8 protein-coding genes are annotated in these 12,245 nt (G+C 68.4%); 1 reads left to right on the forward strand and 7 read right to left on the reverse strand.

Annotation, left to right across the window (positions count from 1 at the left end; all coding sequences use genetic code 11):
• Positions 1-87 precede the first annotated feature (87 nt).
• From FBF35_RS08395 to FBF35_RS08410, 4 genes are all read right to left on the reverse strand, one after another.
• The gene (locus tag FBF35_RS08395; RefSeq protein WP_060565741.1) at positions 88-1,182 is read right to left on the reverse strand and encodes a BMP family protein; all 1,095 of its coding nucleotides are present in this window, start codon (positions 1,180-1,182) and stop codon (positions 88-90) included.
• A gap of 151 nt (positions 1,183-1,333) precedes the next feature.
• Positions 1,334-3,637: a bifunctional metallophosphatase/5'-nucleotidase gene (locus tag FBF35_RS08400; RefSeq protein WP_060565742.1), complete on the reverse strand. Its 2,304-nt coding sequence runs from the start codon at positions 3,635-3,637 to the stop codon at positions 1,334-1,336.
• Positions 3,638-3,705: 68 nt separating this feature from the next.
• Positions 3,706-5,955: an ExeM/NucH family extracellular endonuclease gene (locus FBF35_RS08405; RefSeq protein WP_138134129.1), complete on the reverse strand. Its 2,250-nt coding sequence runs from the start codon at positions 5,953-5,955 to the stop codon at positions 3,706-3,708.
• Between the two features lie 277 nt (positions 5,956-6,232).
• Entirely contained in the window at positions 6,233-7,357 is a 1,125-nt protein-coding gene (locus FBF35_RS08410) for a GuaB3 family IMP dehydrogenase-related protein (RefSeq protein ID WP_060565744.1), read from the reverse strand.
• A gap of 80 nt (positions 7,358-7,437) precedes the next feature.
• Between FBF35_RS08410 and FBF35_RS08415 the strand changes: the two genes are divergently transcribed.
• Positions 7,438-8,190 (forward strand): exonuclease domain-containing protein, encoded by a 753-nt coding sequence (locus FBF35_RS08415; protein ID WP_060565745.1) that lies wholly within the window; start codon positions 7,438-7,440, stop codon positions 8,188-8,190.
• A gap of 251 nt (positions 8,191-8,441) precedes the next feature.
• On the opposite strand, the gene FBF35_RS08420 is transcribed toward FBF35_RS08415, so the two are convergent.
• The 3 genes from FBF35_RS08420 to FBF35_RS08430 form a co-directional block, all read right to left on the reverse strand.
• On the reverse strand, positions 8,442-9,131 hold the full coding sequence (locus FBF35_RS08420) for a transaldolase family protein (RefSeq protein ID WP_060565746.1): 690 nt from the start codon (positions 9,129-9,131) through the stop codon (positions 8,442-8,444).
• Positions 9,132-9,236: 105 nt separating this feature from the next.
• The gene (gene guaB, locus FBF35_RS08425) at positions 9,237-10,760 is read right to left on the reverse strand and encodes an IMP dehydrogenase (RefSeq protein WP_060565747.1); all 1,524 of its coding nucleotides are present in this window, start codon (positions 10,758-10,760) and stop codon (positions 9,237-9,239) included.
• 100 nt (positions 10,761-10,860) lie between these two features.
• Positions 10,861-12,135 (reverse strand): AGE family epimerase/isomerase, encoded by a 1,275-nt coding sequence (locus FBF35_RS08430; RefSeq protein ID WP_060565748.1) that lies wholly within the window; start codon positions 12,133-12,135, stop codon positions 10,861-10,863.
• Between the last annotated feature and the right edge of the window lie 110 nt (positions 12,136-12,245).

A 12,245-nucleotide genomic window follows, 5' to 3' on the forward strand; every position in this document is an offset into this window, starting at 1 on the left:
TTCGACCTTCCCCAGCAGGTGGGCGCCCCGCCCCGATGCCCGTGTGGGGCTGGCAGCGTCACCGCCGCCAGCCCCACACGCGTCGCGTCACTTCGGGGCGTTCTGCGATTCGATGACGAGCTTGCCGGACTTGATGTCGTCCGTGAGCTTGGTCAGGTCTGCCTTGAGTTCCGCGGAGACCTTGTCGTCGAAATCGTGGAACGGGGCGATCGAGACACCGCCGTTGGCCAGCGTGCCCACGTACGGGGTCGAGCTGAACTTGCCGTTCACCGAGTCCTGGATCGCCTGCTCGACAGAGGCGCCGATCTCCTTCATGACCGAGGTCAGCACGATCGAGGAGTAGTCGGGGTTGGCCTCGTACCAGTCGGAGTCAACGCCGATGATCCAAGTGTTGCCATCCGCCTTAGCCGCTGCGGCAGCGCCCAGGCCAACCGGGCCAGCGACGGGCATGATGATGTCCGCACCCTGGGAGATGAACTGCTGGGCCTGCTCCTTGCCGAGCGTCTGATCGTCGAAGGACTGCGTGAAGGAGCCGTTCTGCGAAGCCTTGTCCCAACCGAGCAGCTGCACGTTCGTCCCCTTGGCCTTGTTGTAGGCCGCGACGCCGTCAGCGAAGCCATCCATGAACACCGTCACCGAGGGGATCTGGATACCGCCAAAGGTGGCGACCTTGCCGGTCTTGGTCATGCCCGCGGCCACGTAGCCGGCCAGGTAGGCGGCCTCAGCGGTGTTGAACAGCAGCGGACGCGCGTTGTCCAGCGTCACCGTGTTGTTGTTGCCGTCGTTGAAGCTGGAGTCGATAAGGGCGTAGTGCACGTCCTTGTTCTCGTCGGCGGAGGTGTGGACGGCCTTCTCCAGGTTGAAGCCGACGCCGATAATCAGGTTGCAGCCGTCGGAGACCATGGACTCAACGTTCGGGTTGAAGTCCGCGTCCGAGTTGGACTCGGCCGTGTTGATCTGGATTCCGAGGCTGGTCTGGGAGGCCTTGAGGCCGTCGTAGGCGGACTCGTTGAAGGACTTGTCGTCCCAGCCGCCGGCGTCAGAGACCGCGCAGGCCTTGAACGAGGTGGCATCCTTCGCCCCGCCGGACTGGCTGGTGGCGGTTCCTCCGCCGCCGCCACAGCCGGCCAAGGCGAGCGTTGCAACTCCCGCCGCGGCGAGGAGCTTCGTGAGGTGCTTCATGAGTGTTTTCCTCCGTTGATGTGGATTCTTCCTTGAACCGGTGGCGGCGCGGGCCGCGGATCATGTCCACGCAGCCGCTGCGTGAACATTTGTCATGATCGACTTTTACGTCTGATCCGAGTCTCCCGCGCCGCCCCTCCCCTGTCAAGGTCTACTTGTTTTCGCTTTGGTAACGATTGAAGCGGCGCCGGGCGAACACCCCGGCAACGCCGATCGCTCCGACAAACATCGCCCCGGCCAGGCCACCCACGTCCGCACCCGTGCGGGCCAGGGAGCCCTTGGGCCCCTTCGTGTTCTTGTGCTGCGTGGAAGGTGCTGCCTGGTTACCCGACTGGGAACCATCCGCAGCATCGGCCGACGGACTCAGGTCGGGCGCCGCCGTTCCCGCGCAGGTCACGGGGATCGTCAGGCCGTCCCCGGCCTCGACGACCGTCGCGAAATCGGTGGCGACCGTGACGGGGACGTTCACGACCTCGCCGGCCGCCTTGCCCTCACAGGCACCCACGACCGTCACGTCCACGCTCGCCTGCCCCGCGCCATCCGTCGTGATCACCGAGGCAGCGTCAGAGGCGTGCGCATCCACGAGGGAGTTGTCGACCTCGGCCACGGCCTGCGCTCCCCCGGCGCTCACGCGCACCTTCGAGGTGATGGAGGGCCCCTCGGAGAAGGACAGGCCACGCAGCGGGATCGTCACCGTCGAGCCGTCAGCCACCGCCTCGGTGGGCAGGGTCAGGCCGATGGAGGACTTGGCCTCGCGCGGCGCCAGACCGCCCGTGGCCTGGATCGAGCGGGCGGCCGCACCCGAGTGCGCGCCCAGGTAGGCGTTGAAGGAATCGCGGTCCAGGTTGCCGTTCGTCGTGGCCGCTCCCCCGCGGGTCAGGGCCTCGAAGGAGTCACCGCCGGCGAGCAGGAAGGTCACGGAGCCGACCGTGTACGTCGCGTCGGCCTTCAACGGCTCACCGTTGATCGTCACCGACGTGATGCGCTCCCCGTAGGGCTTGGTCGGGTCGTAGGTGTAGCGCACGTTCGAGGAAAGGCCGAGCTTGAGCATGGGCCGAGAGTTCTGCGAGTTCAGGTCCGTCTTCCACTGCTGCTCGAGCGCGTCCTTGACGTCCGATCCCTTGAGGGTCACGTACCCCAGCTCGTTGGAGAAGGGCTCGACCTCGTAGGTCTGCGCGTAGGTGATCGTGCCGTCCTCGTTCGGCACCAGGTCGGCGCGCAGGCCGCCCGCGTTGATCATGCCGATGTCGACGCTCTTTCCGTTCGGGGTGAGGATGGTTTCGCGCAGCGAGTCGGCCACCAGGTCCCCCAGCGAGGATTCGATGCCTCGGTTCGACCCGGGGTCCGTTGCCCCCTCGGGCGTCGTGAAGACTCCACGCCTGAAGGGTTCCGTGTACCCGGTAGCGACGACGCGCTTGCCGGCTTCCTTCGAGTCGGCCTCGGCCTTATCGACGATCGCCTGGGTGTCGGGATCCGCGCCGCACTGGGCAACCTCGGCGGCCGGGATGAGGATTGAGTCGGCGCTGGTCACCTGACGCGTCGCGGGGTCGATCGTCAGGCGGATGAGACCCAGGTTGTCCGTGTAGGAACCCGATGCGATGCCCGCCAGGCGCGGGTTCGCGGAGTTGAAGGCCTCGACCGAGTTGACGTGGTCGAACTCGTAGGGCACGTGCGTGTCCCCGCCCATGAGGCCGTCGACGTCCTTGCCGACCTTCGTGTAGTTGTTCTTCACGTCGTCGTCCAGCATGGCGATGACGACGTCGGCCTGTCCGCTGGTCTTCAGCTGCGCAGCCAGCGAGTTAATGCGCGCAATCGGGTCCGTGAAGGTCAGGCCCTCAGTCGTTCCGGGGCTCAGCTTGTAGGGCACGTCCTGAGCAATTGCACCGATGAACGCCACCTTCATGCCCGAGGGCGACATCCACACCTTGTAGTCCCCCAGATACGGGATGCCGTCACCGTAGGTGCCCATGCCCTCGATGTTGGCCCCCAGGTAGGGGAAGGTCGCCTGCACGAATTCGCTCGGGTTGGAGCCATCGACGCGCTGCTTGAAGACGGCCTGCCCCATGTCCAGCTCATGGTTGCCGATCGTCGAGGCCAAGGGGTTCATCGTGTTGAGGGCCGCGATGGTCGGGTTATCCTTGAGCGCGCCGGAGATGTAGGGGGACGCGCCGATATTGTCTCCCAGCAGGGTGAACGAGGAGTTGGGATTCGTCGCGCGCGCCTTCTTCAGGTAGCAGTTCATCGCGGGCAACCCGGCCTCGCGCACGACGCCCTTCTTGGCGACCTGCTGGATGTGTCCGTGCACGTCCGTGAGGGTGTAGAGGTCCAGGGTGATGGGCGAGACCTCGTTCCGTGAGGCTTCATCCTGCGGTGCCGCGAGCGCTGTGGCTGGCAGGGACGCCAGGGAGAGTGCGGCCGCCGAGGCGAGCGCGAGGCGAGTCCATGGTCTGCGCATGGGTGTGTTCCTTTCATCGGGGCGGCGTCGGTGCCGCGTCCTACGTGGTGAGTGTGGAGTTCGTGGTGTCAACCGCGGCGGCGAAGGCGGCGCGAGAGGAGGATGAGTCCGCCGCCGAGGGCGGCGAGGAGGATGCCGATGCCGATTGCCGGGCCGGCGTCCGCACCGGTGCGCGCCAGGCCGCCCACCGTCGCGGCGCGCGTGGGCGTCTTTCGGGACGAGGCCGTGGCTGGCCGCGAGGGAGCGGGCGCGGGGGACGCGGACGGGGCTGCGCTCGGTGAGGGGGCCACGCTGGGGGCGGCGGACGGCTCAGTGCTCGGCGTCGGGGCCGGGGCGTCCCCACCGAGCAGGGTGAGCCCGATGAGCTCGGGGTTGTGGTCCGAGGATCGGTAGGGGTTGTCGGCCTCGATCGCCAAGTGGGCGTTCATGCCGGCCCTCGAGTATTCGAAGGCGATGGACTCCTGGGCGTTGACGGCCCAGCTGGTCACCCCCGCGAGGAGTGGCTTCGCGGCCGCGTTGGCGAAAACGTGGTCGAGGGATCCGGAGCGTCCCGCGTAGACGTAGGAGGCCTCGCCCGCGCCGGAGACGCGCTCCCAGCCCGCAGCCTCGAGGGCCTTGATCGGGTCCTCCTGCGAGTAGGAGTTGAAGTCGCCCACGAGCAGGGTCGGCTTGTCCGCAAAGCGGGCGGCGAAGGAGGCCAGGGCGCCCGCCTGGGCGACTCGGATCGCGTTCGCATTGCCCTGACCGTCCCCGCTATCAACATTGCCGGCAGGAGCGCCCTCGGGCACGGATCCCTTCGACTTGAAGTGATTGGCGATGACGACGAAGGAGGCGGGCGCGGATCGCTCGGCGGTGACGCGCGCGAACTCTTGGGCGAGAGGCTGGCGCGCCAGGCCCGTGAACGCCGGGTCGTCGTGGATCAGCGAGGGGCCGACCGGGGCGACGGTCGCGGGCTTGTAGATGAAGGCGACGCGGATGACGTCCTCGGCCTCGGGCACGGCAACGGGCGATGGCACGTACGCCCACGTTCCCGCTCCCGCGTCCTTGTTGAGGGCCTCGACGAGGCGCGCGAGGGACGCGTCGCGGTCTGTCCCGACCCCCACGGCAACGGGGTTTTCGATCTCTTCGAGGGCGACGACGTCAGCGCCCAGCGCGTTGATCGCGGAGACGATCTTGGCCTCCTGGTTGGCGAAGGCCTCGCGCGAGAATGCACCGCGCACCTTGCACTTCTTCGCCGTCACGAAGGCGCCCGTGCGGTCGGGATATCCCGTGCACCCGGCCTCGTCGACGCCGAGGTCGGAGAAGTAGTTGAGGACGTTGAACGTCGCCACGCGGGTGTCGCCACCGACCGTGGGTGCGCTCGGACGCTCCCCGGTGATGGTCACGGGAGAGCGGTCGGGGTGCCCGGCGACCATGGAGGTCGGCTGGAAGACGAAGGACCCGTGCCGAGGCTCGAGGATCACGGGCTTGGTGAAGGCCGCGTGGTAGCCGACGCGCGCGGGCGAACCGTTCGCCAGGTAGGCGTAGGCGACCTCGGTCGCCGCTCCCTTCTGCAGGTTCGTATTGGTGCCGTCGTCAAGGGCGATGGCGCGGGCGGCGTTGGCAGCCTCGTAGTCGCGGGCGGCCTGCCCGGGAGCCACCACGTCGGTGGCCGAGCGCAGCGGGCTCTCACCCGGGGTGAGGGTCAGGGTGCCGTACTGGTTTGTCTGGTAGTTGTCGGTGATGGTCCACGTGCCCTGGGGGGCGAGGAGCATGGACTCGAGGGCCTCCGCCTCGTCCGGCGTGGGGACGTTGGACGCCGGGATGGGCGTCGGCGCCTGGCATCCCTCGACCACGCTGACGGAGGTCACGGCGAGCTGGGTGAGGCTCTGGGGGTTGTCCTTCGCGCTCGTCGCGGGGAACTCACCGACCGTGCCGGTCACGCGCACGCAGGTGCCCGGGGCCGGGATCTCGCCTTTCTTGCCCGCGTAGACGAAGAGGCCGTCGGAGCGTGTGCGCCCCGGCTCCCACGCGCCGCCCGATCCGGGGGTCTGGATCGTGTAGCCGTCCAGGGTCGCGCCCAGCCCGGACTCGGCGGCCGGGTACGCGGCCGTCACGACCCCGAGAGTCGTCACGGTGGTCCCCACCATCGTGGAATCATCCCCCTCTCCCACGGCCTGGATGTCGGGGATCGGAGTATCGACGAGGCCGGGGCTGGCCTCACCCGATTGCGCGGAACCGGACTGGGATGCCTCGTTCGCCCATGCGGCAGGCACAAGCCCAATCGCGGACAGCGCGAGCGCGCCGAATACAGCTAGTGATCGTGTCCCGCACTTCATCGGGATGTCCTCTCAACCTCACCTCACCGTGAGGGGCCGACGAGCCCCGTGCCGCAGGCGTCTTTACCAACGGCAACACGAGTTATGACAAGTGTAGCCTCACGCACAAACGTGCGGAAGCGATTGAGAATATTCTCGAAAATACAAGGCGCAAGCGGGCGGGCGTGCACCCGCGAGCGCGCGGGCACCCCGGCCTCGTCAAACTCAGCCCGGCGTCGTTACGGGCCGTTGCTTCGTCGCGCTCAGCCCAGGCCTCGTCACGCTCAGTGAGCGCGAGTCAGGACGCCGAGTACGGGGAGACGACCACCTGGGCGCGCTGCAGGTCCTTGACCTCCGAGTATCCCGTCGAGGCCATGGTCCGCTTGAGGGCGCCCACGAAGTTCAGGGAGCCGTCCGCGCGCGTCGAGGGGCCGTAGAGGATCTGCTCGAGCGTGCCCGTCGTGCCGACGTGAACGCGCTGGCCGCGCGGCATGTCCGGGTGGGTCGCCTCCGAGCCCCAGTGCCAGCCACGTCCCGGAGCCTCCTCCGCGCGGGCGATGGCGGCGCCGAGCATGACCGCGTCCGCGCCGCACGCGATCGCGCGCGACAGGTCGCCGCTGCGGCCGATGCCGCCGTCGGCGATGACGTGCACGTAGCGGCCGCCGGACTCGTCCATATAGTCGCGCCGGGCCGCGGCCACGTCCGCGATCGCCGTCGCCATGGGCGCGTGCACGCCCAGGGACTGGCGCGTCGAGTGAGCCGCTCCCCCACCGAAGCCAACGAGGACGCCCGCCGCGCCCGTGCGCATCAGGTGCAGGGCCGCCGTGTCCGTGCAGACGCCGCCCACGATGACGGGGACGTCCAGCTCGTAGATGAAGCGCTTCAGGTTGAGGGGCTCGCGGCGCGAGGACACGTGCTCGGCGGACACCGTCGAGCCGCGAATGATGAATAGATCGACGCCCGCGTCCACAACCGCGCGCCAGTACTTCTGCACGCGCTGAGGCGAGAGCTTTCCGGCAACAACCACGCCGGCCTCGCGCAGCTGCTTGAGGCGCTCCGTGATCAGCGAGGGCTTGATCGGCTCGGAGTAGACGCGCTGGAGGGTGGCGATTGACTCCTCCTCACCCAGGTGAGCGATGTGGTCGAGGATCGGGGTGGGGTCCTCGTAGCGGGTCCACAGGCCGTCCAGGTCAAGCACGCCGATGCCGCCGAGGCGGCCGAAAGCGATCGCGGTCTCCGGACTCATCACCGAGTCCATCGGGGCCGCCATCAGGGGGATATCGACGTGGTAGGCGTCGATCTGCCAGCCGACGTTGACATCCTCGGGGTCACGGGTGCGCCGCGAGGGCACGAGGGCGATATCGTCCAGCGTGTAGGCGCGGCGTCCGCGCTTGCCACGACCGATTTCCACTTCGTCGCTCATGACCCGATTCTACTGCCTACGGGACGCAGATGTGCCCACCGTCTGCCACACTGGAGTCACCGGCAAGGCTAGGAGCAATCATGAGCTGGATCGACGACCCGTGGATGGGTTTTGACACCGAGACGACGGGCGTGCGCGCGCTAAAGGATCGTCTCGTCACCGCCGCGCTGGTGCTGCGCATCGACGGCGCTTCCTACCGCAGCGGCATCAGCGCCCCCGACCAGGTGGCCACGTGGCTGACCGACCCGGGCGTCGAGATCCCCGAGCAGGCCACGGCCGTCCACGGCATCACGACCGAGCAGGCGCGACGCGATGGCCGCCCCATCGAGGAGGTTCTGCACGAGCTGGCTGGCTCCATCGTCGAGCACTGGCTGCGCGGCTACCCGGTGGTCGCCTTCAACGCGACCTACGACATCACGCTGGTCAACCAGGAGCTGCGCCGCCACCGCCTGGGTTCCTTCGAGGAACGCCTGGAGGGCGCGCCCATGCTCGTCGTCGACCCGCTCGTCCTGGATCGTAAGCTCGACCGCTTCCGCAAGGGCAAGAAGACGCTGACAGAGATGGCGCCCGTCTACGGGGCGGTCGCCTCCCCCGACGCTCACACGGCCGAGGTCGACGTGGCCATGACGCTCGACGTGCTCGCCGGCATGGTGGACAAGTACCCGCAGCTGGCGTCCATGAGCGCCCTGGAACTCATGGACTACCAGCTCCAGGCTCACCAGGATTGGGCCGAGGACTTCGAGAAGTACCTGCGCAAGCAGGGCAAGGACGCGAACATCGATCGCGAGTGGCCACAGATCACGCCGCGAGGCCGCGGAGACGACCAGGAGTAAGAACGCTTCGGGCGGGGGTCGGGCGCCGGCCCCCGTTTTCGTTGCCTCTCGGATGCCACCAGCGGGGAGGGCGCCGGCGGGGCCGCGGGGCCTGGCCGGGCTTCGAGCCGACGCGCCGAGCGAAGCTCGCGGCGCGGACGGCGAGCGGGCGGGCGGGCCCGACGGCGCCCGGAACACCGGTGGCGCAGCAGCAATGCGAGTATGGAAGAGGCCCGGAGGTGGAACACCACCCCCGGGCCTCTACACAAGGCTCATTTTTCCTTGATGAGGTCCAGCCACGTGCGGCGCTCGCCCACGAGGAAGCCAAAGTCGCGGTTCTGGTCCGCGATGGCGGCGTCGGTCGCGGGGTTCTTGATGAGCGCGGCCAGCACGTCGGGGGCGGCGGTGATGGCACCCACACCCTGGCGGACCAGTTCGAGGACCTGCTCGGAGTTCTTGAAGGACGCGGCCAGGACGTCGGCCTTCAGGTCGTAGGAACGCAGGGTACGGTGGATTTCGGAGGCGACGCGCACGCCGTCAATGCCGTAGTTGTCCATGCGGTTCACGTATGGGGCAACGTAGCGGGCACCGGCCTTGGCGGCCATGAAGCCCTGCATCGAGGAGTGGATGCCGGTCGCGGTCACCTGCATGCCTTCGCGCACGATGCGCGGGATGGCGGCAAAGCCCTCACGCGTGACGGGGAGCTTAATGAAGAGGTTGCCGCCAATCTCGCCGCGCAGGGCGCGGGCCTCGGCGACCATGTCATCGGCACGCTGGGAGACGATCTGGACGTGCAGCTGAGCGCCGTCGGGCAGGAGCGACTTGATGGAGTGCAAGACCTCGAGGGGTTCCTTGCCCTCGCGGTACAGGATCGTCGGGTTGGTGGTCACGCCGTCGATGGGCAGGTATTCCAGGGTCTTGGCGATGGAATCGACGTTCGCGTGATCGATGAGGATGAGCATCTGAGCAGCTCCTTTGCGGTGTTGTGAGTTTTCGCACCCCTAGGATAGCGCGGGCGGGAGCAGCCCACCGACTGCTCCCGCCCATTCCGAACGCTCTGTCTGCGATTACCTCGCCGAAGAGGAGTGGTAGTTCGGCGCTTCCGTCGTCATCTGCACGTCGTGCGGGTGCGACTCGCGCAGGCCCGCGCTGGTGATGCGCACGAAGCGGCCGTTGGCCTTGACCTGGGAGATCGTGGAGGCACCCAGGTAGAACATGGTCTGGTGCAGGCCGCCGACGAGCTGGTAGATGACCTGGGCGAGGGAGCCGGTGTAGGGCACCTGGCCCTCGATGCCCTCGGGGACGATCTTGTCGTCGGAGGTGACGTCGGCCTGGAAGTAGCGGTCCTTGGAGTAGGACTTACGCCCACGCGAGCTCATCGCGCCGAGCGAGCCCATGCCGCGGTAGCGCTTGAACTGCTTGCCGTTGGTGAAGACGACCTCGCCCGGGGACTCCTCGCAGCCGGCCAGCAGGGAGCCGAGCATGACGGTGTCGGCGCCGGCCACGAGGGCCTTGCCGATGTCACCCGAGTACTGCAGGCCGCCGTCCGCGATGAGCGGGACGCCGGCGGGGCCGCAGGCCTTGGCGGCCAGGTGGATCGCGGTGATCTGAGGGACGCCGACGCCCGCGACGACGCGGGTCGTGCAGATCGAGCCGGGGCCCACGCCGACCTTGACGGCGTCGACGCCCGCGTCGATGAGCGCCTGCGCGCCCTCGGTCGTGGCGACGTTACCGCCGATGATGTCGATGCCAGCAAAGGTCGGATCGGCCTTGATGCGGCGGATCATGTCGAGGGCGAGCTGGGCGCCGCCGTTCGCGGTGTCGACGACGAGGACGTCCACGCCGGCCTCGGCCAGGGCGGTGGCGCGCTCCCAGGTGTCGCCCCAGTAGCCGACGGCCGCGCCGACGACGAGGCGCCCGCGCGAGTCCTTCGTGGCGTTGGGGTACTGCTCGGTCTTGACGAAGTCCTTGACGGTGATGAGGCCGGTCAGGTGGTCGTTGTCGTCGACGATGGGCAGCTTTTCAACGCGGTGCTCGGCCAGCAGGTGCTTGGCGTGCTCGCGGGAGATGCCGACCTGACCGACGACCAGCTGATCGCGCGGGGTCATGCAGTCGCGCACGCGCAGGGTAGCCCACTGATCCTGGGGGACGAAGCGCAGGTCGCGGTTCGTGATGATGCCCAGGAGGGCGCCGTCCTCGTTCACGACGGGCAGGCCGGAGACGCGGTAGTGACCGCAGAGGCTGTCGAGTTCGTCGATGGTGGCGTCGGGGCCGACGGTCACCGGATCCTCGACCATGCCGGATTCGCTGCGCTTGACCTGACGGACCTGCGCGGCCTGTTCCTCGATGGAGAGGTTGCGGTGAAGGATACCGATGCCGCCCTGGCGGGCCATGGCGATGGCCATGCGCGCCTCGGTGACGGTGTCCATGGCGGCGGACAGGAGCGGGATGCGCAGCGAGATGTTCTTCGTCAGGCGACTGCTCGTGTCAACGGATGAAGGAACGACGTCCGTAAGCTCGGGTAGGAGCAGGACGTCGTCGTAGGTGAGGCCGGTCAGGCCGAAAGGATCATGTGTAGCGAGTTCTCCCATGGGCCAATTGTAGGCGGTCGGTGGCGCTTTCGCGTAGTCGCTTCCACGCACGCCTCGAAGCCGGGCATCGGGGGACGAGGCCGGAGACCCTCGGGGACCGTCAGGAGGACGCGCTCTGGCTGGCCTGGGAGGCGTAGCGGGCTGCGGTCGCGCCGGTGACTGTGAGATGGATCGGGGCGGCGCCTCGTGCCAGCATGCGGGCGGCGGTGAGGGCGTCGGGGCGCCCCTCCCACACGAGCATGGAGACGGAGCCGTCGGGGGCGACCTCGTGGATCCAACGGCCCATGCCGGCGCGCGCGTGGGAGTCGGCCCAAGCGACGGCGCGAGCGTAGTCAACGGCGAGGTCCTCGGCGCGCGAAGGGTCCACGACCTCGGCGAGGACGCGGGCGGCGCTGGCAGCCTCGCACACGACCCAGTGCATGCGTTGGGGGGCGGCGACGACGCCTGTGGGATCGAGGGTGTAGACGATGCCGCCCACGCCCTCGTCCGTCCATCCGTCGGCGAGGGCACGGTCGTAGAGGGCGGTCGCGGTGTCGATCATCCAGGGGCCGGGTTTTTCGCCCATGTGCGTGAGAATCGCGTAGGTCTGCCCGATGAGGCGGGCGGCCTTGAAGCCGAGGCCGGGGAGCGTATCTCCGGGTCGGATGAGCTCAACGGGAGCCTGATCGCAGGAGGCGGGCAGGGGTCGCCATTCCTCGTCGTAGAGGTCGGGCAGGGCGAAGGCGCAGCGCGCGGCGATCTCTCCGACGAGGCGCAGGATCGAGCGCGCGCGGTCGAACCAGACGCGCTCCCCCGTCGCCTCCCAGGCGGCCAGGTAGGCCTGGGCAGTGTCGAGGTTGGTGGAGAGTCGACGCAGGGGCGACCGGGAGCCGGTCGCGGCATCAATCTCTTCGCGCACGGCTCCGGCGCACGGGTCCCACCAGCGTTGATCCTGGTCCGCTTCGAGGTCGGCGAGCAGGTCACGCGCTTCCTCGTGCCCGACCATGGCGGCAGCGGCAGCCGCACCGATCATCGCGGACTGTGCACGCTGGGAAAATACCGCGCGGGGAACGGGGGTGGCGCTGTTCTCTGACGTGGGCACGACCTCTGCGTACCAGGAGCCATTCGGAGCGCGCAGGGGGCCTGCGAGGGCTGCCAGGCCGTGGTTGACGAGGTGCGCGGCACCCTCAATGCCTCGCATCTGCGCGAGGGCGAAGACGTGGGTCATGCGCGCGCTGATACGCGCGTCGAGGGGACGCCCGAGATCGACCTGACCGTCGGCGCGCAGGAAGGCGAAACCGACCCGCGCCTTCGACCGGGAAGCGAAGGCGACGAGCGCGTCAAAATCAGCGTCAAAAGCGCGGCGCAGATCTTCGTTGTTCCAGGGGGCGTTCATGACTGTTCTCCTGCCGGTACGTGCCTTCACGGTATCACCTGTCCAGGCACCGCGGGTGGAGGTGGGGGCCGCGTGCGCGCAGTTGAGGGCACAATTGCGAGTGAGCCGTC

Origin of the sequence: Schaalia odontolytica, from assembly GCF_005696695.1 — a bacterium.
In the GTDB taxonomy this organism is placed as follows: Bacteria; Actinomycetota; Actinomycetes; order Actinomycetales; family Actinomycetaceae; genus Pauljensenia; species Pauljensenia odontolytica_C.